Source organism: Pseudomonas sp. SDO5215_S409, from assembly GCF_054071325.1.
The window spans coordinates 1-23,611 of the sequence record NZ_JBSVWN010000067.1; the positions used below are offsets into that span (position 1 = coordinate 1).

Genomic DNA, 23,611 nt, shown 5'->3' on the forward strand with positions numbered 1-23,611 from the left:
AGGACACCGCCCTTTCACGGCGGTAACAGGGGTTCGAGTCCCCTAGGGGACGCCACGTTTACCCGCTATGCGGGATTTTTGAGGGTCATTCAATCATTGAATGGCCCTTTTGTTTTTCTGGCGTTTGGGTTTTCTGCGCCGTTCCCGCCCTACAAATCCTTATCCCTCTTTTTTGATTCGGCATTTCGCCAGACGAGCGGTCGCGTCTGTCGCTTGCGAAATATGATTATGGTAATAATATTCGACTCATGAGAGTCGGAGGTAATGATGAGCGATAAAAAAGCACAAACCCGTGAGCGCATCCTGCAGGCGGCCAGCGCTGCGTTGATCCAGCGTGGTCCGGCTGAACCCAGTGTGGGCGAAGTGATGGGCGCGGCCGGGCTGACGGTCGGTGGCTTCTACGCGCATTTCGACAGCAAGGATGCGCTGATGCTCGAAGCCTTCAAGCAGCTGCTGGCCCAGCGTCGTGCGTCCATCGATGACATCGACCCCCAAGTGCCCGGTGATGAGCGTCGGGCCTTGGTGGCGGCGTTCTACCTGTCCCGCAAGCACCGTGACTCCACGGCCAAGGCGTGCCCGATCCCAGCCACGGTCGGCGAAATGACCCGCCTGCCGGACACGTTCCGTGAGGCGCTGAACGAGCACATCGAACTGATGGCCGCGCAACTGGCCGCCAGCCCCGAAGACACGGACAAGGCCCTGGCAGACATGGCGCTGATGTTTGGCGGCCTGGCGCTGGCCCGGGCGTTGGGGCCGTGTGCCTTGTCGGACCGCGTGTTGCGCGCGTCCAAGTCAGCCGTCCGCTAAGGAGCAACACACATGGGCACCTTGACCTGGATACGCCGCGTGAATGGCACCGTGGGCCGGCTGGCGCCGCACACGGTGGCGAGCAAGATGCGCAAGGTGTTCATGACGCCCCGGGATCTACCGCCCAGCGCCTGGGAATTGCCGGTGCTCGCACAAGCAGAGCGTCTCACCTTGCGTTTTGGCCTGTCGGCGTTGCGCTGGGGCGAAGGCCCGGCGGTCTTGCTGATGCACGGTTGGGAAGGGCGGCCCACGCAATTTGCCAGCCTGATCGCGCCGCTGGTGCAGGCCGGGTATTCGGTGATCGCCCTGGACGGCCCTGCCCATGGCCAGTCTCCCGGGCGTGAGGCCCATGTGCTGCTGTTTGCCCGCGCCATGCTGGAAGCCGCTGCCGAGTTGCCGCCGCTGCATGCCGTGATTGGCCATTCCATGGGGGGCGCGAGTGCGATGCTGGCGGTGCAACTGGGGCTGCGTACCGAGGCCTTGGTGAGCATTGCGGCGCCGTCGCGTTTCCTGGATGTGCTGGGCGGTTTTGCACGCATGATGGGCCTGCCGTCCCGCGCGCGTTCGGCGTTTATCCAAGAGGTCGAATACAGCCTGGGCATGCCGCTCAAGCACCTGGACGTGGCGCATTATCAGCTGACTATTCCGGGCCTGATCGTGCACGCCGAAGACGACACCTTTATTTCGGCCAACGCCGCCCAGGTGATCCATGAGGCCTGGTTCGACAGCCGCCTGCTGCGCCTCGAGCATGGTGGCCATCATCGGGTGCTGGCCGATCCCCGGGTGATCGACGCAGTGCTGAGCCTGCTGGCCGGTCGCCGTGTGTCGCAGCGGCAAACCGCCTGAGCCATGGGTTACACTGCCTGCCGCCGACTTTAATCGACCGGGAGCAATCATGGGCTGGGATCTGGCAACGCCGTTTATCATCGATCTGCAGATCGGTGCCGAGGACATTGATGGCCTGGGGCACGCCAACAACGCCGTCTACGTGGCCTGGCTGGAGCGCTGCGCGTGGCGTCACTCCCAGCGCCTGGGCTTGGACCTCACTGAATACCGCCGCCTGGACCGCGCCATGGCCGTGGTGCGGCACGAGATCGATTACCTCGCCGCAGGCTACGAAGGCGATGAGCTGCAACTGGGCACCTGGATCGTCGATTGGGATCAGCGCTTGAAGATGACCCGGCATTTCCAGCTGTTGCGGCCCAGCGATGGCACGACCTTGCTGCGTGCACAAACCACCTTTGTCTGTATCGAGCTGTCCACCGGCAAGCCCAAGCGCATGCCGGAGGCGTTTCTGGAGGGCTATGGCCCGGCGCTGCAAGCCCGATTACCTGCCGACGTGTGAAAACCAGTAAACTGCGCCACGTTTTTCGTTGAGTGTTTTCCATGCAAATTGCTTTGGCGCCGATGGAGGGGTTGGTCGACAACATCCTGCGCGATGTCTTGACCCGTGTGGGCGGTATCGATTGGTGCGTGACCGAGTTCATCCGCGTCAACGATCGCCTGCTGACCCCGGCGTACTTCCACAAGCTCGCCCCGGAACTGCTGACCGGCGCCCAGACGGCGGCCGGTGTGCCGCTGCGCGTGCAGCTGCTGGGTTCGGACCCGGTGTGCCTGGCGGAAAACGCCGCGCTGGCCTGTGAGCTGGGCTCTGAGGTCATCGACCTGAACTTTGGCTGCCCGGCCAAAACGGTGAATAAATCCCGTGGCGGTGCGGTGTTGCTCAAAGAACCGGAGCTGCTCAACCAGATCGTCGAGCACGTGCGTCGCGCGGTGCCGGCGCATATCCCGGTCACCGCCAAGATGCGCCTGGGGTTCGACAGCCCCGACGGCGCGCTGGTGTGCGCCACTGCGCTGGCTGAAGGCGGTGCGGCGCATATCGTGGTGCACGCGCGCACCAAGGCTGACGGCTACAAACCGCCGGCCCACTGGGAGTGGATCCCGCGGGTGCAGGACGTGGTCAAGGTGCCGGTGTTTGCCAACGGTGACATCTGGAGCGTCGAAGACTGGCGGCGTTGCCGGGAAATCAGCGGCGTGGAAGACATCATGCTCGGCCGTGGCCTGGTGGCCCGCCCTGACCTGGCCCGGCAGATTGCCGCGGCCCGGGCCGGTGAAGAGGTGGTCGAAATGACCTGGGCGCAGATGCAGCCTCTGCTGCAAGACTTCTGGCGCCAGTCGGTGGAGCAACTCACCGAGCGCCAGGCGCCTGGCCGTTTGAAGCAATGGCTGGCCATGCTCACGCGCAACTATCCCGAGGCCGTAGAGCTGTTTACCGCGTTGCGCCGGGAAACCGACTTGGCGCAGGTCAGCCGTTTGCTGGGCGTGCCGCACCCGCAAGCCGCCTGAGCCTTTACCGATTCGGTTTGACCCAGGGCGCCAATGGCGCCCTTTTTCTTGGCTGCTTTTTAGTGACACGCGGCAATTGCGGATTTTTCCTATTGCAACTCATGAGCACCGAAGTGTGCGGTTACGTGATCCGCTGGAACGTCGTTGGGGCGGGCGCCACTGAGGGAGAGTCCAACTTTTGCACGTTAAGGCAAGTTGGGTGTTTCAAGTGTGGGGATAACGCCGTCAACTAACGTTCAACAGGAGCATGTATGTTTATTTCGAATTCGGGCACTGCGTATGCAGCCCATTTTGAATCCGCCGAAGAAAAAACCTTTAATTGCCCGGCACCGGCCGTGAACGAAAAAGTTGCGAAGCTGAATATACCCGCGGCGGGTGGTTTGGGAGGCGGGGGTGGCCCTTCCAGTTTCAAGGAAGTGATTGAAATGATCGTGTCCTTTTTCAGCCGGTTGCTGAGCAGGGTGCCGGACACGCCCGATGATAACGATCACACACCCACCGTCGTGCCCGACCCTGATCGACCCATGCCGCGGGTTGTCGATGACGCATTGCCCGGGCTCTCGGACAAGCGCAACGGCATCAAGCCCGAAAATATCTGGAGCGGTTTTCGCCAGGGCCCCGACGGCAATTGCGTGACCGTAGCCGCCATCAAGGCCGCGATGTACAAGTTCGGGCAGAGCCCCACGGACATCTTCAAGGACGTCCAACGCGTCGGCGATGGCTACCGCGTGACCATGCGCGACGACTACGCCCTGACCCTCACAGACGCCGAGCTGGCTCAGGGCGCACAGGGCGCGCGCTTTGTCGGGAGCGATGAAGGCATGCTCAAGGATGCGCAATTTCTGTATGCCGTCAGTGCCAAGCGGGCGCAGATGGAAAACAACGATGGCCGTGCGGCTCGCAGCTATCAGGCCGCCATCGACAGCCTCAATGACGGCGAAGACGAATACGGCGCAGGGGAGGGCCTCAAGCGCCTGGGCTTGAGAAAGCACATGCGCACCGTGAATGTGAAGGTGTTGGCGAACGGGCAGTTGGGCATGGTCAATCGTCGGGCACATTCGGTGGCAGTGATTAATGGCCAGGAGGAACTATGGGGGCGCAAAGGAGGCGCGCCGACACACGGGCAGGCCATCGCACTGGTTTGATAACACCGTCTTACTGTTGTTAACCCTCTTATTCGATTAATTGCCCGAGGTCACTTTAATGAACTTCGCTGTGTCGGCGTGCGCGCCATTTAACTATATGAACGTTAATGTTCCATCCTCCGCGTCCTCTGCAAAGACGCCCGTTCATAATGTGACGCCTTTTAAAACAACTCAACGCCGGTTTGGGGAGAACTTTGATACCAGCACCCATGCGGCCGTTATCCAGTTGATGATGGCAACGTTTGGGAAACGTCCATTGGACTTGTTCAAAACAATGGCGGCGGCGGGGGACGGGTTTGATATCACCATGAAAGATGAATTCAAGCTGCACCTTTCCCGCGAAGAACTGCAACGCGCCGCCCAGGCCTCACGCTTCAGTGGTGCGGACCCCGGAGCGGTAAACGTGGCGAACGTTGTCTTTGCCGCCTTCGTCAAGCGTCAGCAACTCACGGGCAAGCAGCCGGATTTTGCTGGTGCGCTGTCCAGGACCCTCACAGGCGAGACAGTGCAACGGTGCTTGCAGGGCATGGGTGTGTATGGGCTTGCGCAACGGGTGCCCGCCCAGCACCTGGCTGGCAAAGGCGTGGCGGGGGTGATGGAAACCCACACCTTTGGCGCCGCGTTTGTGCTCGATGGCGTGAAACACCATTACGATGAGCGACTGCGCCCCGACCGCAGTGAGGGCTACCGGCTGTTCAATGACCGCCGTGACCTGCAACCTGCCCCGGTGCCACAAAAGCCCGGCACGCCTGTAGGCGTGAAACCCGCCAATATCTGGAGCGGGTTTTACCAGGGTGTGGAAGGCAATTGCGTCACCGTGTCGGCGATCAAGGCGGCAATGATGCGCTTCGGGCAGCACCCGCAAGGCATCTACCGGCAGGTCACGCCGACGCCCCAGGGGTTTGACGTGGTCATGCGTGATGCCTTCAGGCTGCACGTGAGCCGGGATGAGTTGGAGCAGGCCCGGGCCGTGTCAAATTTCAAGGGCAGTGACGCAGACTTGCTCGACGACGCCAACTTTTTGTACGCGGTCAGCGCCAAGCGGGCTCAGTTGGAAAACAACGACCACCGTGGCGGGCAGAGTTATACGGTGGCGTTGCAGACCCTCAACGACGGCGAAGCCCCGGGCGAGTCGCTGCGCAGGCTCGGGCTGTTCGCCTACATCCGCGAAAGCACTGACTTGGAGCTGGCCCAAGGGGCCATTGGCACCCTGGCCAACTACAAACACTCGGTGGTGGTGATTGACGGCATGCTGGATATGTATGGTCAGAAGCTGAAGCTGGCCCTATCCGACTGGATGCGCACCGGGGCACGTGCCCTGAAGCTGGTCTAGCGCTCCACCAACTGGCGGAAACCGTCGATCGGCAACGGTCGGCTGTGCAGATACCCCTGGTACAAATGGCAGCCCAGCCCTTGCAGGAACGCCAGCTGTTCGGGGGTTTCCACACCTTCGGCGATCACTTCCAGGTTCAGGCTGCGCGCCATGGCCACAATGGCGCGGATGATTTCTGCATCGTTCGGGTCATGGGTCGCGTCACGGACAAACGACTGGTCGATCTTCAGCGCATCCACCGGCAGGCGCTTGAGGTAGGTCAGCGATGAATAGCCGGTGCCGAAGTCATCCATGGCAAAACTGACGCCGAGCTTTTTCAGGCGGCGCATTTTGCCGATCGTGTCGTCCAGGTTCTGAATCACGATGCCTTCGGTGATCTCCAGTTTGAGCAGGCTGAACGGCAGTTGATGGCGGTTCAGGCTGTGTTCCACTCGCTCGACGAAGTCATTCTGGCGAAACTGCCGGGGGCTGATGTTCACGCACAGCGTGAAGTTGAGCGGGTCTACCAGGCCCTCGGCGATCAAGCCTGCAAAGGCCTCGCAGGCCTGATCGAGGATCCAGGTGCCCACTTCCAGGATCAGGCCGCTGTCTTCCAGCACCTTGATGAACTCGGCTGGTGATTGCGCGCCCAGTTGCGGGTGCTGCCAACGCACCAGTGCCTCGGCGCCGACGATGCGGTTGCCGCGCGCGTCCACCTGGGGTTGGTAATGCACGCTGAATTCACCGCGGGCCAGGGCCTGGCGCAGGTCGGTTTCCATGCGCAACCGCTCGCTGGCGGTTTTTTGCATGCTGTTGTGAAACATCTGCGTGGTGTTGCGCCCCGAGTCCTTGGCCCGGTACAGCGCGATGTCGGCGCGCTTGAGCAAGTCGGCGGGCGTGGCGCCGTGGTCGGGGATCAGCGCCACGCCCATGCTCGGCGTGACCTGCAAGCGATGGCCGTCGAGAAACATCGGTTCGGACAGCAATTCGCGCAGGGTGTCGGCCAATGTCTGGACTTGGGCGCTGACTTGCGCGCGCGAGCCTTCCAGCCCACTGAGCAGCACCACGAATTCATCGCCGCCCAGGCGGGCCACGGTGTCTTCCAGGCGCACGCTGGCTTCCAGGCGGGCGGTGACGATCTTCAGCACGGTGTCGCCCACCGGATGGCCCAGCGAATCGTTGATGTGCTTGAAGTGGTCCAGGTCCAGAAACAGCAGGGCGCCGCGCAAGTTATGGCGCCGCAGCAGGGCGATCTGCTGGCTCAGGCGGTCCATCAGCAGCGCGCGGTTGGGCAGGTTGGTCAGCGGGTCGTGGTAGGCCAGGTGGCGGATCTGCGCCTGGGCGTTTTTCAACAGGCTCACGTCGCGGGCGGTCAGCAGCAGGCACGGGGTTTCATTCAGGGTGATGGGCTCGACCGACACCTCCACCGCCAGCAATTCCCCGGCCTTGTTCTGCCACAGCATTTCCAGGTGATGGATGCGGCCCTTGATCGCCAGCTCAGCCAGGAGCGCCGCGCGCTGGTTTTCGTCGGCCCAGATGCCGATCTGGTAGAGCGTCAGGCCGATGGCCTCGTCGGACCGATAGCCGGTCAGCCGGCAGAAACCGTCGTTGACCTCCACGTAGCGCCCGGTATCGCGCTCGGTGATCGACACCGCGTCGGGGCTGGAGTGAAACGCCTTGGCGAACTTCTCTTCGCTGGCCTTGAGCGCCGCTTCTGCGCGCTGTTGCTGGGTGATGTCGCGAAGGGTGGTGACGATGCACGCGTGTTCCCCCACCTGGATCAGGCGGCTTGAAATCACGCAGGTCAGGATTTGCCCGTCCTTGTGCCGGACCAGGATCGCCACATTGCTCAAGGCCTGGTCGCGGATCACCTGTTCAATGCGTTGCTGGCGGGGGCTTGCCTCGCTCCACAGGCCGATCTGCTCGGCGTTTTTGTGCAGCACGTCTTCGGGGGACCAGCCAAAGGTGTGGCTGAAAGCCGGGTTGATTTCGATGAACTGGCCGGTTTCCAGGCGCGTCAGGCAGATGGGATCGGGGCTGACGAGAAACAGGCTGGCGAACTTTTCTTCGGAGGCGCTCAAGCGTTGTTCGCGTTCGACCTGGTCGGTGATGTCGAGCAAGGTGCCGGCCATGCGCAGGGGCTTGCCGTCGTCGTCGCGGTAGAGGCGTGCGCGGCTTTCCAGGTAGCGGGAGCTGCCGTCTTCGAGCTGCACGCGGTAGGTGAGCTGATAGTTGCCCTGGGGGCCCTCGCGCAGGGTGCGATAGGCGTTGCGCATGCCTTCGCGTTCCTCGTCGGGCATGCCTTCGAAAAACGCCTCGAACGACTCGTGGAACGGCTGCGGCGCCAGCCCGTGTAACTGCGCGGCGCGGGCCGAGCCGTAGAGCATGCCGCTGGGGATGTGCCAGTCCCAGGTGCCCAGTTGCGCCGATTCCAGGGCCAGGTCCAGGCGGTCCTGGCTGTCTTTGAGGGCTTGCTCGCGTTCGCGTTGGTGGGTGACTTCACGGATGACCCCGATCATTTGCCGCCGCCCGGCCTTGCCCGGCAGCAGGCTGCCGTTGATCTCCAGCCAGTGCAGGCTGCCGTCCGGCCACTGGATGCGGTGGTGCATGGCCTGCTCGAACGGTTCGCCCGCCAGCACCGCATCAAAGGCGCGCACTACCCGGGCACGGTCGGTGGGGGCCAGCAGGTCGAGGTAGTCCATGTCGGCCGGAAGCGGCTGGTGGGGGTCGAAGCCAAACAGCGCCTGGGTGCCGCACGACCAGCTGATCCGGCCCGTATCGATCTCCCAGCTCCACGCGCCCAGCCTGGCCGCGTTGAGCGCGGCCAGCAGTTGTGGCGCACTGTCCCAGCGTTGTTCTGCTTCCTGGGGGTCCAGGGCGTAGAGGCGGGGCAGGGGTGGAGCGGACTCGAAGGGGTTGCGCATTATCAAGGGCCTTGGCTCGATGGGCGTTCGGCGCGGGTGTTCAGGCCTCCAGGCGGCACAGCTTCATGCCGGGTTCCCTGGCAGATCGACCTGTGCATCCAAGAGGCTCATGAAAGCCCGCGCAGCGTTCGACAGCGTCCTTTCGGTGTGCACGATATAGCCTAGCTGGCGAGTGAGCTGTATGCCCGGCAAAGCGATACTTGCCACCTGGTCATCGAGCATCGTGCGCGGCAACACGCTCCAGGCCAGGCCGATGGACACCATCATCTTGATGGTTTCCAGGTAGTTGGTGCTCATGGCGATGTTGGGTGTCAGGCCCTGGGCCTCGAACAGCCGGCTGACAATATGGTGGGTAAAGGTGTTGCCGCCGGGAAACACCGCCGGGTGCCCGGCAATGTCCGCAAGGTTCACGTGGCGGTTGTGGATCAGGCTGTGTTCGGGGGCGACCACGAAGTCCAGCGGGTCGTCCCACACCGGCGTGGCGCGGACCAGGCTGTGCGGCTCCGGCGCCAAGGTGATCACCGCCACTTCGGCGCGGCCGTGGAGGATTTCTTCGTAGGCCACTTCTGAATCGAGGAACTGAATATCCAGCGCGACATTCGGGTAATCCCGGGTAAACGTGCGCAACACCGGCGGCAGGCGATGCAGGCCGATGTGATGGCTGGTGGCCAGTGTGAGGCGGCCGCTGACTTCGCCAGTGAGGTTGGTGAGCGCGCGGCGGGTGTCGTCCAGCACATTGAGGATCTGATAAGCGCGGGGCAGCAGGGCCCGCCCGGCTTCGGTCAAGCCCACTTCGCGGCCCAGGCGGTCGAACAGGCGCACCTTTAATTGCTGTTCAAGACCGGCGATGCGTTTGCTGATGGCGGGCTGGGTCAGGTGCAGCCGTTCACCGGCGCCGGAGAAGCTGCCGGTTTCGGCAATGGCAATAAAAGCATTGAGGTTGGCCAGGTCCATTTATCTATTCCAGTTGGTAATCCAAAGCATAAAAAATATGAATTTGAGTTATTTAATGTAGCGCCATACCATCAGCCTCACAAGCCAAAGGGTTATAGAAATGCCCAGGGCATAGAAAGACGCTGATGAGGACCGACTGATGGCCGGCAAAACGCTTTACGACAAGCTTTGGGATTCCCATGAAGTGAAACGGCGCGATGATGGGTCGTCGCTGATCTATATCGACCGTCACATCATCCATGAAGTGACCTCGCCCCAAGCGTTCGAAGGCCTGCGACTGGCCGGGCGCAAGCCATGGCGCGTCGACTCGATCATCGCCACCCCGGACCACAACGTGCCGACCACCCCGGACCGCAAGGGCGGGATCGAAGCCATTACCGACCAGGTGTCGCGTCTTCAGGTGCAGACCCTGGACGACTACTGCGACGAATACGGCATCACCGAATTCAAGATGAACGACGTGCGCCAGGGCATCGTCCACGTAATCGGCCCGGAGCAGGGCGCGACCTTGCCGGGCATGACCGTGGTGTGCGGTGACTCCCACACGTCCACCCACGGCGCCTTTGGTGCATTGGCCCACGGTATCGGCACCTCCGAGGTGGAACATGTGTTCGCCACCCAGTGCCTCGTCGCCAAAAAAATGAAAAACATGCGGGTGTCCGTCGAAGGCACCTTGCCGTTCGGCGTGACCGCCAAGGACATCGTCCTGGCCGTGATCGGCAAAATCGGCACCGCCGGTGGTAACGGCCACGCGATCGAGTTCGCCGGCAGCGCAATTCGCGACTTGTCCATCGAAGGCCGCATGACCATCTGCAACATGTCCATCGAAGCCGGTGCCCGCGTGGGCATGGTTGCGGCGGACGAAAAAACCGTCGCCTACGTCAAGGGCCGTCCTTTTGCACCGCAGGGCGCCGATTGGGACGCGGCGGTCGAGGCCTGGAAAGACCTGGTGTCCGACGCCGACGCGGTGTTCGACACTGTGGTGGAGCTGGACGCGGCCCAGATCAAGCCGCAAGTCAGCTGGGGCACGTCCCCGGAAATGGTCCTGGCCGTTGACCAAAACGTGCCGGACCCAGCCCAGGAAGCCGACCTGGTCAAGCGCGGCTCCATCGAGCGTGCCTTGAAATACATGGGCCTCAAAGCCAACCAGGCAATCACCGACATTCAGTTGGACCGGGTTTTCATCGGTTCCTGCACCAACTCGCGCATCGAAGACCTGCGCGCCGCCGCTGTGATCGCCAAAGGCCGCAAAGTGGCCTCGACCATCAAGCAAGCCATCGTGGTGCCGGGCTCGGGCCTGGTCAAAGAGCAAGCGGAGGCCGAGGGCCTTGACAAGATCTTCCTCGACGCCGGTTTTGAATGGCGCGAGCCTGGCTGCTCCATGTGCCTGGCCATGAACCCGGACCGCCTGGAGTCGGGCGAGCACTGCGCGTCCACCTCCAACCGTAACTTCGAAGGCCGTCAGGGCGCCGGTGGCCGTACCCACCTGGTGAGCCCGGCCATGGCCGCCGCTGCTGCCGTCAACGGTCGTTTCATCGACGTTCGCGAATTGATCTGAGGAATACCCGATGAGAGCTTTTACCCAACACACAGGCTTAGTCGCGCCTTTGGACCGTGCCAACGTCGACACTGACCAGATCATCCCCAAGCAGTTCTTGAAGTCGATCAAGCGCACCGGCTTTGGCCCCAACCTGTTCGACGAATGGCGCTACCTGGACGTGGGCTACGCCTACCAGGACAACTCCAAGCGCCCGCTGAACAAAGACTTCGTGCTCAACGCCGAGCGCTACCAGGGCGCCAGTGTGCTGCTGGCCCGGGAAAACTTCGGCTGCGGCTCCAGCCGCGAACACGCGCCGTGGGCCCTGGAAGAATATGGCTTTCGCAGCATCATTGCGCCGAGCTATGCCGACATCTTCTTCAACAACAGCTTCAAGAACGGCTTGCTGCCGATCATCTTGACCGACGCTGAAGTGGACGAGCTGTTCAAGCAGGTCGAAGCCAATGTGGGCTACCAACTGACCGTGGACCTGGCCGCGCAAACCGTGACCCGCCCGGACGGCAAGGTGTATCACTTTGAAGTGGATGCGTTCCGTAAGCACTGCCTGATCAACGGCCTGGACGATATCGGCCTGACCTTGCAGGACGGTGACGCGATTGCCGCTTTCGAGGCCAAGCACCGGGCCAGCCAGCCTTGGCTGTTTCGCGATGCCTGACGGGCGGTAGGCCGTGCGGGCCCCTTCGCGGGCAGCACTGCCACCCCAAAACCCAAGGAAAACCACCATGACCACCACCGCCCATACCCACGTCGTGCAAAAACAATTCGGCGAACAAGCCTCGGCCTACCTGAGCAGCGCCGTTCACGCTCAAGGCACCGAATTCGCACTGCTGCAAGCCGAACTGGCCGGGCAGGGCGATGCACGGGTGCTGGATTTGGGCTGCGGGGCCGGGCATGTGAGTTTCCATGTGGCGCCGCTGGTTAAAGAAGTGGTGGCCTACGACCTGTCCCAACAGATGCTTGAGGTGGTGGCGGGCGCTGCGCAAGATCGCGGCTTGACCAATATCCGCACCGTCAACGGCGCGGCTGAACAGCTGCCGTTCGTCGATGGCGAGTTCGACTTTGTCTTCAGTCGCTACTCGGCCCACCACTGGAGCGACCTGGGCCTGGCCCTGCGCGAAGTGCGCCGGGTGTTGAAACCTGGTGGCGTGGCGGCGTTTATCGACGTCTTGTCGCCGGGCAGCCCGTTGTTGGACACTTACCTGCAAACCGTCGAAGTACTGCGCGACACCAGCCACGTGCGCGATTACTCCGCCGCCGAATGGGTGGGCCAGCTCAGCGAAGCCGGTTTGCATGTACGCAGCAGCACCCGCCAGCGCCTGCGCCTGGAATACACCTCCTGGGTCGAACGCATGCGCACGCCGCCTGTACTGCGCGCCGCGATCCTTGCGTTGCAGCAGGCGATGGGCCAGGAAGTGCGCGATTATTTCGAGATTCAAGCCGACGGCACCTTCAGCACCGACGTGCTGGTGGTGTGGGCCGAACGCTGATTATTTTTCCCGACCTGCCGGTGGGCAGGTCGCCCGATTGAAACGAGGAACGCATGAGCAAGCAGATTCTGATTCTTCCAGGCGACGGTATTGGTCCGGAAATCATGGCCGAAGCGGTCAAGGTCCTGGAACTGGCCAACAGTAAGTACAGCCTGGGCTTCGAATTGAGCCACGACGTGATCGGTGGCGCGGCCATCGACAAGCACGGCGTGCCCCTGGCTGACGAAACCCTGGACCGCGCCCGTGCTGCCGATGCGGTGCTGCTGGGCGCGGTGGGCGGCCCGAAATGGGACAAGATCGAGCGTGACATCCGCCCAGAGCGCGGCCTGCTGAAAATCCGTGCCCAACTGGGCCTGTTCGGCAACCTGCGCCCGGCCATCCTGTACCCGCAACTGGCCGACGCGTCGAGCCTCAAGCCTGACGTGGTGGCGGGCCTGGACATCCTGATCGTGCGTGAACTGACCGGCGGTATCTACTTTGGCGCGCCCCGCGGCGTGCGTGAGCTGGAAAACGGCGAGCGCCAGGCCTACGACACCCTGCCGTACAGCGAAAGCGAAATCCGCCGTATCGCCCGTGTCGGTTTCGACATGGCCCGCGTGCGCGGCAAGAAAGTCTGCTCGGTGGACAAGGCCAACGTGCTGGCCTCCAGCCAACTGTGGCGTGAAATCGTCGAGCAGGTTGCACGGGATTACCCGGACGTCGAGCTGAGCCACATGTACGTCGATAACGCGGCGATGCAATTGGTGCGTGCACCGAAGCAATTTGACGTTATTGTCACGGACAACCTGTTCGGCGACATCCTGTCCGACCAGGCCTCGATGCTCACCGGCTCCATCGGCATGCTGCCGTCGGCCTCGCTGGACACCAACAACAAGGGCATGTACGAGCCTTGCCACGGCTCTGCGCCGGACATCGCCGGGCAAGGCATTGCCAACCCGCTGGCGACCATTTTGTCGGTGTCCATGATGTTGCGTTACAGCTTCAACCTGGCGGATGCCGCCGACGCCATCGAAAAGGCCGTGAGCCTGGTGTTGGATCAAGGCCTGCGCACGGGCGATATCTGGTCCCAGGGTTGCACCAAAGTCGGCACGCAAGAAATGGGCGATGCAGTAGTCGCCGCGCTGCGTAATCTGTAATCTCTCGGGCCCGCTTGCAGTTGTTGCTGCAAGGCGGCCCACTTTTTAACAAGGTGTAGTTGCGATGAAACGTGTAGGTCTGATCGGTTGGCGCGGTATGGTCGGTTCCGTGCTCATGCAGCGGATGCTGGAAGAGCAGGATTTCGATCTTATTGAGCCGGTGTTTTTCACCACTTCGAATGTCGGTGGCCAAGGGCCGTCCGTGGGCAAGGACATTGCCCCGCTCAAGGACGCCTACAGCATTGAAGAGCTGAAGACCCTCGACGTGATTCTGACCTGCCAGGGCGGCGACTACACCAGCGAAGTGTTCCCCAAGCTGCGTGAAGCCGGCTGGCAGGGTTACTGGATCGATGCCGCTTCCAGCCTGCGCATGCAGGACGACGCGGTGATCATCCTGGACCCGGTGAACCGCAAGGTCATCGACCAGCAGTTGGACGCGGGCACCAAGAACTACATCGGCGGCAACTGCACCGTCAGCCTGATGCTGATGGGCCTGGGCGGGCTGTTTGAAGCCGGCCTGGTGGAGTGGATGAGCGCCATGACGTATCAGGCGGCCTCCGGTGCCGGCGCGCAGAACATGCGTGAACTGATCAAGCAAATGGGCGCGACCCACGCCGCGGTGGCCGACCAACTGGCAGACCCTGCCAGCGCGATCCTGGACATCGACCGCCGTGTGGCCGAAGCCATGCGCAGCGACGCTTACCCCACCGAGAACTTCGGCGTACCGCTGGCAGGCAGCCTGATCCCTTGGATCGACAAAGAACTGCCCAACGGCCAGAGCCGCGAAGAGTGGAAGGCCCAGGCCGAAACCAACAAGATCCTGGGCCGCTTCAAGAGCCCGATCCCGGTGGACGGCATCTGCGTGCGCATCGGCGCCATGCGCTGCCACAGCCAGGCGCTGACCATCAAGCTGAACAAAGATGTGCCGATCGCCGACATCGAAGGGCTGATCAGCCAGCACAACCCCTGGGTCAAGCTGGTGCCGAACAACCGCGACATCAGCATGCAGGAGCTGAGCCCGACCAAGGTCACCGGCACCCTGAACATCCCGGTGGGCCGTCTGCGCAAGCTGAACATGGGCACCCAGTACCTGGGCGCGTTCACCGTGGGCGACCAACTGTTGTGGGGCGCGGCCGAGCCGCTGCGTCGCATGCTGCGGATCCTGCTCGAGCGTTAATGGCTTGAAGTGCTGAACAAACCCGCGCTCTGGTGACAGGCGCGGGTTTTTTAATGGCTGGCGATCAATTGCCTCGCCCGTACCCGCCCGGTAAAGTGCCGCTCCCCCCGTATGCCCGAGGAAACCCCGTGACCCAGACCTTTGACATCGCCGTGATCGGCGCCACCGGCACCGTGGGTGAAACCCTGGTACAGATCCTGGAAGAGCTGGACTTTCCGGTCGGCGACCTGCACCTGCTGGCCAGCAGCGAGTCGGCGGGCGCCTCGGTGCCGTTTCGCGGCAAAAACGTGCGGGTGCGGGAGGTGGACGCGTTTGACTTCAATAAGGTGCAGCTGGCGTTCTTTGCCGCGGGCCCGGCGGTCACCTTGAGTTTTGCGCCACGGGCGACCGCGGCCGGGTGCTCGTTTATCGATTTATCCGGCGCGTTGCCGCTGGAGCAGGTGCCACAGGTGGTGCCGGAAGCCAACGCCCACGTCTTGGCGGGGCTTAAAAAGCCGTTCCAGGTTGCCAGCCCGAGTGCCTGTGCCACCGCGGTGGCCGTGGCCTTGGCGCCGCTGCGTGGGTGGCTGGACATTCAGCGCGTGAACGTCGCGGCCAGCCTGGCCATGTCCACCCAAGGGCGTGAAGCCGTCAGCGAACTGGCCCGGCAAACCGCAGAGCTGTTAAACATGCGCCCGCTGGAACCGGCGTTCTTTGATCGGCAAGTGGCGTTTAACGTGTTGGCGCAAGTCGGCAAGCCGGATGCCCAGGGGCACACCGCCCTGGAAACCCGCCTAGTGCACGAACTGCGTGCCGTCCTGGAATTACCATTACTGAAGATTTCCGCAACCTGCGTTCAAGCCCCGGTGTTTTTTGGCGATAGCCTGAGTGTCACGCTGCAGTTGGGTGCCCCGGTGGACCTGGCGGCGGTCAATCGCGCTCTCGACGCGGCAGACGGCATCGAGCTCGTCGAGGCGGGCGATTATCCTACTGCCGTTGGGGATGCGGTGGGGCAGGATGTGGTGTACGTCGGTCGGGTTCGTAGCGGCGTTGATGATGATGCGGAACTAAATCTGTGGCTGACGTCAGATAACGTGCGCAAAGGCGCTGCGCTGAATGCGGTTCAACTGGCGCAGTTGTTGATAAAAGGCCTTGTGTAAAAGATACTTGGCGCCAATTTGTAGATTGATTCTAGCCAGGCGCTATGCTTGGCCCCAGGCAGGAAAATTTGCGCGTCGGTAACCTATCGGCTCGCCATGCCTAATGGCAGCGGTTACCCACCTTCTCGCAAGCCGGGGAGTGTTCAGACAAAGGATGAGGCTATGGTTCAAGTTCGCAAACTGGTGTTAGCAATAGCGGCCGCGTCGGCGCTGTCCTCCGGTATGGCGCAGGCGCTGCAGCTTGGGGAGATGACCCTCAAGTCGAAGTTGAACCAGCCGCTGTCGGTGGAAATCGAACTGCTTGATGTGGGCGGCCTCAGCGCGTCCGAAATCGTGCCCAGCCTTGCGTCGTCCCAGGCCTTCGTGGATGCAGGCGTTGACCGCCAGGCGTTTCTGGACCAACTGACCTTTACCCCGGTGGTCAACCCCGCTGGTCGCAGTGTGGTGCGCGTCACCTCCAGCAAGCCGTTGCCAGACGCCTACGTGCGTTTCCTGTTGCAGGTGCAATGGCCCAATGGCCGACTGATGCGCGACTACAGCGTGTTGCTCGACCCGGCCAAGTTCGACCAGCAAACCCCGGCCCCTGCGGGCGCCGCGCCACGCTTGAATGCGCCGGTCACCGCCGCAACGCCTGTCAGCAAACCCAAAGAACACACGACGACTTCGCGCGATACCTTGTGGGAAATCGCCGCCAAGAATCGCAATGGTGCCTCGGTGCAGCAGACCATGCTGGCGATTCAGGCGTTGAACCCCGATGCGTTTATCGACGGCAACATCAACCGTTTGAAAACCGGCCAGGTCCTGCGCCTGCCGGACGCGGGGCAGAGCACCAGCCTGCCGCAACCCGAGGCGATTGCCGAGGTGAGCGCACAAAACACCGCCTGGCGCCAAGGCCGCCGCACGGCTAACCAGCCGGCTGGCAAGCAGCAACTGGACGCCACCAAGCGGACCCAGGCCGGTAACGCCCCGGCTCAGACCCAGGCCAAGGACAACTTGAGCCTGGTGTCGGCCGAGGCGGCCAAAAAAGGCGTCAAGGGCGGCGCGCGTGACAGCCAGGCCTTGAACAACAAATTGGCGGTGACCCAGGAAAGCCTGGATTCGACTCGTCGCGAAAATGAAGAACTGAAAAGCCGTTTGGCCGACCTGCAAAGCCAGCAGGACAAGCTGCAGCGGCTGATCGAACTCAAGAACAACCAGCTCGCCAAATTGCAAGCCGACGGCGCCGTACCGGCCCAGCCTGCGGCAATGCCCGCCGAGGTGGTCCCGGCGCCTGCTGCTGCGCAAGCGGCTGCACCGGTGACGGCGCCCGCTGAAGCCCCGGCCAAGCCCGAGGCTGCCCCGGCCAGCACGGAAGGTAAGTTCAACGAGTTGCTCACCAACCCTATCGTCCTTGGCGTGATCGGTGGCGCGGCCGGTTTGCTGGTGTTGCTGCTGTTGCTGTTGTGGGCGCGTCATCGAAATGCGCGCCTGGAAGAAGAAAAGCACTTGCGCATGGCGCGAGCGCTGGCGGAGGCGCCGGAATTCTCGTCAAACCTCGACCACGACCTGCCGTCCGACAGCTTTGAAGGCCTTGAGGTGCCAGAGCCCGAGGCTAAACCGGTTCCGGCACCCGTCGTGGCGCCTGTGGTCGCGCCGGTGCTTGCACCACTCGCCGCCGCCGTGGCCGCCGAGCGTCCTGCCGATGCCTTGGCGCAAGCGCAATCCCATCTGGACCGTGGCCACCTGAACCAGGCCGCCGAAGTGCTGGAAGAGGCGATCAAGCTGGAACCTGCGCGCAGCGACCTGCGTATCAAGCTGATGGAAGTGTATGGCTTGCAGGGTAACAAGGACGGGTTTGTCAGCCAGGAGCGTCAGTTGGTTGCCAACGGTGAAAACCATGCGCAGGTGGAACAACTCAAAAGCCGCTTCCCGGCCATGGCCGTGTTTGCCGCTGGCGTGAGCGCGGCAGTGGCGGCGGCTGCGCTGGATGCGCAATACGTCAAGGACCTGCTCAAAGACGAGCCTGCGCCTGCGGTGGCCGAAACGGACATTTTCGACACCGATTTCGACCTGAGCCTGGACGACCTGGAAGCGGCGTCACCCTCCGATGTCCACACGCAGCCAGACGAGCTGAGCTTTGAGGCGGTGATGCAGCAGCAAACCGACGCCCGGGCCAGCGAGGAAGACCTGTCGGACTTTGACCTGGACCTGCAACTTGACCCGCCTGCTTCGGCGCAGTCTGACGATGATTTCCTGTCGGGCCTCGAAGAGCAGATGAAAGACTTGCCGCCCGTGGAGCCGCCGACCCTGACGCCGACCGCGCTGGATGACCTGGAGCTACCGGAAGATTTCGACCTGTCCCTGGCTGACGAGCCTGAAGCGCCAGCGGCAAGCCAGCCCGATGCGTTTGCTTCGGAGCTCGATGATGTGAATGCCGAGCTTGAGCGCTTGTCGCAGAGCCTGGAGCACCCGCCGCTCGAGCCGTCCTTTACCGCCGAAGACGCGGCGCTGGCGGACGATGAGCCAGGGTTTGATTACCTTTCGGGCACGGATGAAGTCGCGACCAAACTCGACCTGGCCCAGGCCTTTATCGACATGGGCGACGCTGACGGTGCGCGGGATATCCTTTCCGAAGTGCTCACCGAAGGCGATGACGGCCAGCGTAGCGAAGCCAAGGAAATGCTCGGCAAGCTGGCTTGACAGGCAGTGCGTCATAAAACGGCAGCCCTCGGGCTGCCGTTTTTGTAAGGGCTGCGGGCAACTAAAACCGGCCCGGCCATGGCATCCCTGGAATGCGCCCTTATAATGGCCGCCTTTGCGCAGCTCATCAGGCTCTCAGTTCTTGGCAAATATAGATAACCCGGCGGCCGAAATGGCGGCAGAAGGCTTTTTCCGGATCGCCTTGGGCGTGGAATACAAAGGTTCGCGTTACCGCGGCTGGCAGCGTCAGGCGTCGGGTGTGCCGACTGTGCAGGAAACCCTGGAAAAAGCCCTGTCGACCGTCGCCGATTCGCCGGTGTCCCTGATGTGCGCCGGGCGTACGGATGCGGGCGTGCATGCGTGCGGGCAGGTGGTGCACTTTGACACCCAGGCCGAGCGCTCGATGAAGGCGTGGGTGATGGGCGCCAATATCAATTTGCCCCACGATGTCAGTGTCAGCTGGGCCAAGGTCATGCCGTCGCACTTTCATGCGCGCTTCAAGGCGATCGCCCGGCGTTATCGCTATGTGATCTACAACGACCAGATCCGCCCGGCCCATCTGAACGAAGAAATCACCTGGAACCACCGCCCGCTCGACGTCGAGCGCATGGCACAGGCGGCCCGCCATCTGGTGGGTGTGCACGATTTCAGCGCCTTTCGTGCCGGGCAATGCCAGGCCAAGTCGCCGATCAAGGAAGTCCACCATCTGCGGGTGACCCGTCACGGCAAGATGATCGTGTTGGACATCCGTGCCGGCGCTTTCCTGCACCACATGGTGCGCAACATCGCCGGGGTGCTGATGACCATTGGGGCTGGCGAGCGGCCGGTAGCGTGGGCAAAAGAAGTGCTCGAAAGCCGGGTGCGCCGCACGGGCGGGGTGACGGCGCATCCGTTTGGCCTGTACCTGGTGGGCGTGGAGTACCGCGACGAGTTCCAATTGCCGGAGCGCTTTCTCGGGCCACATTTCCTGACAGGTTTCACCGAACTTGACGGCTGACGCCCGGAAAAGCATTTGTTACCATCCGGGACTTTCTCGGATCAGCCCCTGAGGTTTCAGCCCTATGTCAGCCGTTCGCAGCAAGATTTGCGGGATTACCCGGATCGAGGACGCATTGGCGGCAGTCGAGGCGGGGGCGGATGCCATCGGCTTCGTGTTCTATGCCAAGAGCCCGCGGGCGGTCAACGTGCTGCAGGCGCGGGCGATCATCGCCGCGTTGCCGCCGTTCGTGACCACGGTGGGGTTGTTCGTCAACGCCAGCCGTTGCGAACTCAACGAAACCCTCGATGCTGTGCAACTGGACATGCTGCAGTTTCACGGCGACGAAACCCCCGATGAATGCGAAAGCTATCAGCGCCCTTACATCAAGGCGCTGCGCGTCAAGGCTGGCGATGACATCGCGGCGGCCTGTGCCGCTTACGGTGGCGCGCGGGGCATTTTGCTCGATACCTACGTCGAAGGGGTTCCCGGTGGAACCGGCGAGGCTTTTGACTGGTCTTTGATTCCCGAGGGCCTGAACACGCCGATCATCCTGGCGGGCGGGCTCAACCCCGGCAATGTGAGTGATGCCATCCGGCAGGTCCGGCCTTATGCCGTGGACGTCAGTGGCGGGGTGGAGCAGGCCAAGGGCATCAAGGATCACGCGAAGATTCGCGCATTCATGCAAGCAGTGCGCGACAGCAGCGGGACGATGTGACGGCTGGCAGTCTGCCGCCGTCCATAACTACCACTGTGTAAAACAGCCCGGTGCCGCCCGTGGGTGGCCCGGAAAAGAAGTGGCAACGCTGCACTGCAGGTTGTCTGGAAAGGCTGAGGGCGCGGGCGGGAAATGGCAGGTCGAACGTCTGACCCCGTCCCGTCTGTGTCATCGCCATACATGAATTAGCTCAAGGGCATACGCGGGGCTGTGTTCAAGCCACCGGTACTGGAGAAAGAAAGCATGAGCAACTGGTTAGTAGACAAACTGATCCCCTCGATCATGCGTTCCGAGGTGAAGAAAAGCTCGGTTCCTGAAGGTCTTTGGCACAAGTGCCCCTCCTGCGACGCGGTGCTCTACCGCCCGGAGCTGGAAAAGACCCTGGACGTTTGCCCCAAGTGCAACCACCACATGCGTATCGGCGCCCGCGCCCGCATTGATATCTTCCTGGACGCCGACGGCCGCGCCGAGCTGGGCGCCGACCTGGAGCCGGTGGACCGTCTGAAGTTTCGCGACGGCAAGAAGTACAAAGACCGCCTGACCGCTGCGCAAAAGCAGACCGGTGAAAAAGATGCCTTGATCTCCGTCAGCGGCAAGCTGCTGGGCATGCCTGTCGTGGTCTCGGCCTTTGAATTCTCCTTCATGGGCGGCTCCATGGGCGCCATCGTCGGTGAGCGTTTTGTACGCGCCGCCAACTATGCCCTTGAAAATCGCTGCCCGATGATCTGCTTCGCGGCCTCTGGTGGCGCGCGCATGCAGGAGGCGTTGATCTCCCTGATGCAGATGGCCAAGACCTCGGCAGTGCTGGCGCGTTTGCGTGAAGAAGGCATTCCGTTTATCTCCGTGCTGACCGACCCGGTCTACGGTGGTGTGTCCGCCAGCCTTGCCATGCTGGGTGACGTGATCGTCGGTGAGCCCAAGGCCCTGATCGGCTTTGCCGGCCCGCGTGTCATCGAGCAAACCGTTCGCGAAAAACTGCCGGAAGGCTTCCAGCGCAGCGAGTTTTTGCTGGAGCACGGTGGGATCGACATGATCATTGCCCGTTCCGAACTGCGTCCACGCCTGGGTAACCTGCTGGCGCAAATGATGGGCCTGCCGACGCCTGTATACGTCGCCGCCCCTGTTGAAGCTGTTGTCGTCCCGCCGGTGCCCGCAAACATATGACCCAACGTACCCTGGGCGAATGGCTCGCCTACCTGGAGCAGTTGCATCCGTCAGCCATTGACATGGGCCTGGAGCGCTCACAACAGGTAGCGACCCGCCTCGGGTTGGGCAAGCCGGCGCCGCGTGTCATCACGGTGACCGGCACCAACGGCAAGGGCTCTACCTGCGCCTTTGTCGCCGCCTTGCTGCAAGCCCAGGGCTTGAAAGTCGGCGTCTATAACTCCCCGCATCTGCTGCGTTACAACGAGCGGGTGCAGCTCAACGGCGTCGAAGCGACCGACGAAGAGCTTTGCGAAGCCTTCGCGGCGCTTGATGCCGGGCGCGGCGAGATTTCCCTGACTTATTTCGAGATGGGCACGTTGGCGGCGTTCTGGCTGTTCGAGCGTGCGCAGCTGGATGTGGTGGTGCTGGAAGTCGGCCTTGGCGGGCGCCTGGACACGGTTAACGTGGTGGACGCGGACCTGGCACTGATCACCAGTATTGGCGTCGACCACGCCGAATACCTGGGTAATACCCGCGAATCCGTGGCGTTTGAAAAAGCCGGGATTTTCCGTCAGGGCAAGCCTGCATTGTGCGGTGACCTGGACCCGCCGCACATTTTGCTGGACAAGGTGCGCGAGCTGGACTGCCCGTTTTTCCTGCGCGGGCGCGATTTCAATCTTGAGATAGGTGACCACTGCTGGCAATGGCGCGGCGTTGATGCGCGCGGCCAGGGCGTTGAGCTGCGCGATGTGCCGCTGCTGAACCTGCCGATGGAAAACGCCGCGCTCGCGTTGCAGGCGTATGCGTTGCTGGACTTGCCGTGGGACGCCGCACAGATTATCGCCACGTTGCAGGGCGCCCGTGTGGTAGGGCGCCTGGACCGGCGCATCATTGACTGGAATGGCCAGCGCCTGAACCTGTTGCTGGACGTGGGGCACAACCCTCACGCGGCCGAGTACCTGGCGCAGCGCCTGTCGCGCACCCCGCCGGTCGGTCGGCGCCTGGCAGTGTTCGGCTTGCTCTCTGACAAGGACCTGGACGGCGTGGTTGCGCCCCTGCTGGGTGGCGTACAAACGTGGGCTGTGACACCGCTGGACACGCCGCGCAGTCGCCCGGCGGCTCAATTGCACGACGCGTTGCAGAACCTTGGTGCGACGGTGACGTCCCATGCAAGTGTGGCGGCGGCCCTGGAAGCCCAATGTGCGGTCGCGACGCCTGAGGATGAGATCCTGCTGTTCGGATCATTTTTTTGTGTTGCCGAGGCATTAGAGTGGTTGGCCCGGCGCTCCATGGAGGAAGCTGCACATGGCATTACTGGATAGCGCATATAAGCAGCGGATGGTGGGGGCCCTGGTTCTGGTGGCGTTGGCGGTGATTTTTCTGCCGATGCTGTTCTCCCGCCAGGACGAACAGCGCCAGGTCGTCGTCGAAGCCCCGGCAGCGCCTCAGGCGCCCGTAATGCCTCAGGTCCAGGTCGAGCCGGTGGTGGTGCCCGAGCCGCAGGCGCTGCCTGAGGACGAGCCGGTGCCTTCCGAGAACGAAGGGGGCGCGCAGGCGGCGCCAGCAGTGCCGGTGCAGCAGAGTGTGCCGGTGGTGAAACCGGCACCGGCTGCACCGCCTGCTCCAGTGGTCGCCGCCAAGCCCGTGGTACAGGCGCCAGCGCCAAAACCGGCCGCCCCGCAACCGGCGGCGCCGGGCAAGCCTGATGTAGGGCAGAGTCGTATCGACGCTAACGGCCTGTCGATCAGTTGGTCCATCCAACTGGCCAGCCTGGCCAACCGCGACAGCGCCGAAAGCTTGCAGAAAACCCTGCGCAGCCAGGGATACAACGCTTACATCCGCACCTCTGACGGCAAGAACCGGGTATTTGTCGGGCCGCTGATCGAGCGCGCCGAGGCGGATCGCCTGCGGGATTTGCTGGACCGCCAGCAGAAACTCAAGGGTTTCGTGGTGCGCTTCCAGCCCGAGAAGGGGTGAGCCTGTGGGAGCCCGGGTCGCCGGGCTCTTCCATTGAACGGTCGCAACTCATTGATTTCAAATGCACTGCCAATCACTGCTTACCGATAGCACGGCGCTCTGCTAAAATGCGCCGCCTTATCCGTCTGTA

At 62.6% G+C, this 23,611-nt stretch carries 20 protein-coding genes; 18 read left to right on the forward strand and 2 right to left on the reverse strand.

What is annotated here, in order from left to right; translation table 11 throughout:
• Positions 1-267 precede the first annotated feature (267 nt).
• The 6 genes from ACW9H9_RS25220 (at position 268) to ACW9H9_RS25245 (ending at position 5,631) form a co-directional block, all read left to right on the forward strand.
• Positions 268-807 carry a TetR/AcrR family transcriptional regulator gene (locus ACW9H9_RS25220; protein ID WP_457346047.1) on the forward strand — a complete coding sequence of 180 codons (540 nt, stop codon included), beginning with the start codon at positions 268-270 and terminating at the stop codon, positions 805-807.
• Between the two features lie 12 nt (positions 808-819).
• The gene (locus tag ACW9H9_RS25225) at positions 820-1,653 is read left to right on the forward strand and encodes an alpha/beta fold hydrolase (RefSeq protein ID WP_457346049.1); all 834 of its coding nucleotides are present in this window, start codon (positions 820-822) and stop codon (positions 1,651-1,653) included.
• A gap of 49 nt (positions 1,654-1,702) precedes the next feature.
• Positions 1,703-2,152, forward strand: coding sequence for an acyl-CoA thioesterase (locus ACW9H9_RS25230; RefSeq protein WP_457346050.1), 450 nt, complete (start codon positions 1,703-1,705; stop codon positions 2,150-2,152).
• Positions 2,153-2,193: 41 nt separating this feature from the next.
• A complete protein-coding gene (locus ACW9H9_RS25235) occupies positions 2,194-3,153 on the forward strand; it encodes a tRNA dihydrouridine synthase (protein WP_457346051.1) in 960 nt (319 codons plus the stop codon).
• Between the two features lie 425 nt (positions 3,154-3,578).
• The gene (locus ACW9H9_RS25240; RefSeq protein WP_457346052.1) at positions 3,579-4,298 is read left to right on the forward strand and encodes a hypothetical protein; all 720 of its coding nucleotides are present in this window, start codon (positions 3,579-3,581) and stop codon (positions 4,296-4,298) included.
• 307 nt (positions 4,299-4,605) lie between these two features.
• Positions 4,606-5,631 carry a hypothetical protein gene (locus ACW9H9_RS25245; RefSeq protein WP_457346053.1) on the forward strand — a complete coding sequence of 342 codons (1,026 nt, stop codon included), beginning with the start codon at positions 4,606-4,608 and terminating at the stop codon, positions 5,629-5,631.
• Here ACW9H9_RS25245 and ACW9H9_RS25250 read toward each other — a convergent pair.
• Positions 5,628-8,534, reverse strand: a complete 2,907-nt coding sequence (locus ACW9H9_RS25250; RefSeq protein WP_457346054.1) for an EAL domain-containing protein — start codon at positions 8,532-8,534, stop codon at positions 5,628-5,630. The two genes, ACW9H9_RS25245 and ACW9H9_RS25250, sit on opposite strands and share 4 nt — an antisense overlap.
• Before the next feature lie 63 nt (positions 8,535-8,597).
• A complete protein-coding gene (locus ACW9H9_RS25255) occupies positions 8,598-9,488 on the reverse strand; it encodes a LysR family transcriptional regulator (RefSeq protein ID WP_457346055.1) in 891 nt (296 codons plus the stop codon).
• A gap of 139 nt (positions 9,489-9,627) precedes the next feature.
• Here ACW9H9_RS25255 and leuC point away from each other — a divergent pair, with 139 nt between their 5' ends.
• The 12 genes from leuC (at position 9,628) to ACW9H9_RS25315 (ending at position 23,481) form a co-directional block, all read left to right on the forward strand.
• Complete coding sequence (leuC, locus tag ACW9H9_RS25260) at positions 9,628-11,046, forward strand: 3-isopropylmalate dehydratase large subunit (protein WP_457346057.1); 1,419 nt, start codon at positions 9,628-9,630, stop codon at positions 11,044-11,046.
• A gap of 10 nt (positions 11,047-11,056) precedes the next feature.
• Entirely contained in the window at positions 11,057-11,701 is a 645-nt protein-coding gene (gene leuD, locus ACW9H9_RS25265) for a 3-isopropylmalate dehydratase small subunit (RefSeq protein WP_457346058.1), read from the forward strand.
• A gap of 67 nt (positions 11,702-11,768) precedes the next feature.
• On the forward strand, positions 11,769-12,533 hold the full coding sequence (locus ACW9H9_RS25270) for a class I SAM-dependent methyltransferase (RefSeq protein WP_457346059.1): 765 nt from the start codon (positions 11,769-11,771) through the stop codon (positions 12,531-12,533).
• Between the two features lie 53 nt (positions 12,534-12,586).
• A complete protein-coding gene (gene leuB / locus ACW9H9_RS25275) occupies positions 12,587-13,669 on the forward strand; it encodes a 3-isopropylmalate dehydrogenase (protein WP_457346060.1) in 1,083 nt (360 codons plus the stop codon).
• Positions 13,670-13,733: 64 nt separating this feature from the next.
• The gene (gene asd, locus ACW9H9_RS25280) at positions 13,734-14,846 is read left to right on the forward strand and encodes an aspartate-semialdehyde dehydrogenase (protein WP_457346062.1); all 1,113 of its coding nucleotides are present in this window, start codon (positions 13,734-13,736) and stop codon (positions 14,844-14,846) included.
• A 128-nt stretch (positions 14,847-14,974) separates the two neighbouring features.
• Positions 14,975-15,985 (forward strand): aspartate-semialdehyde dehydrogenase, encoded by a 1,011-nt coding sequence (locus tag ACW9H9_RS25285; RefSeq protein ID WP_457346064.1) that lies wholly within the window; start codon positions 14,975-14,977, stop codon positions 15,983-15,985.
• A gap of 162 nt (positions 15,986-16,147) precedes the next feature.
• On the forward strand, positions 16,148-18,664 hold the full coding sequence (locus ACW9H9_RS25290) for a FimV/HubP family polar landmark protein (RefSeq protein ID WP_457346065.1): 2,517 nt from the start codon (positions 16,148-16,150) through the stop codon (positions 18,662-18,664).
• A 172-nt stretch (positions 18,665-18,836) separates the two neighbouring features.
• Positions 18,837-19,661 (forward strand): tRNA pseudouridine(38-40) synthase TruA, encoded by an 825-nt coding sequence (gene truA / locus ACW9H9_RS25295; RefSeq protein WP_457346076.1) that lies wholly within the window; start codon positions 18,837-18,839, stop codon positions 19,659-19,661.
• Between the two features lie 64 nt (positions 19,662-19,725).
• Positions 19,726-20,358, forward strand: coding sequence for a phosphoribosylanthranilate isomerase (locus ACW9H9_RS25300; protein WP_457346067.1), 633 nt, complete (start codon positions 19,726-19,728; stop codon positions 20,356-20,358).
• Between the two features lie 243 nt (positions 20,359-20,601).
• Positions 20,602-21,522, forward strand: a complete 921-nt coding sequence (gene accD / locus ACW9H9_RS25305) for an acetyl-CoA carboxylase, carboxyltransferase subunit beta (RefSeq protein ID WP_457346068.1) — start codon at positions 20,602-20,604, stop codon at positions 21,520-21,522.
• Positions 21,519-22,826, forward strand: coding sequence for a bifunctional tetrahydrofolate synthase/dihydrofolate synthase (folC, locus tag ACW9H9_RS25310; RefSeq protein ID WP_457346069.1), 1,308 nt, complete (start codon positions 21,519-21,521; stop codon positions 22,824-22,826). Before accD ends, folC begins: the two co-directional genes overlap by 4 nt.
• Positions 22,810-23,481: an SPOR domain-containing protein gene (locus ACW9H9_RS25315; RefSeq protein WP_457346070.1), complete on the forward strand. Its 672-nt coding sequence runs from the start codon at positions 22,810-22,812 to the stop codon at positions 23,479-23,481. The genes folC and ACW9H9_RS25315 overlap by 17 nt, the downstream gene beginning before the upstream one ends.
• The last annotated feature ends 130 nt before the right edge of the window (positions 23,482-23,611 follow it).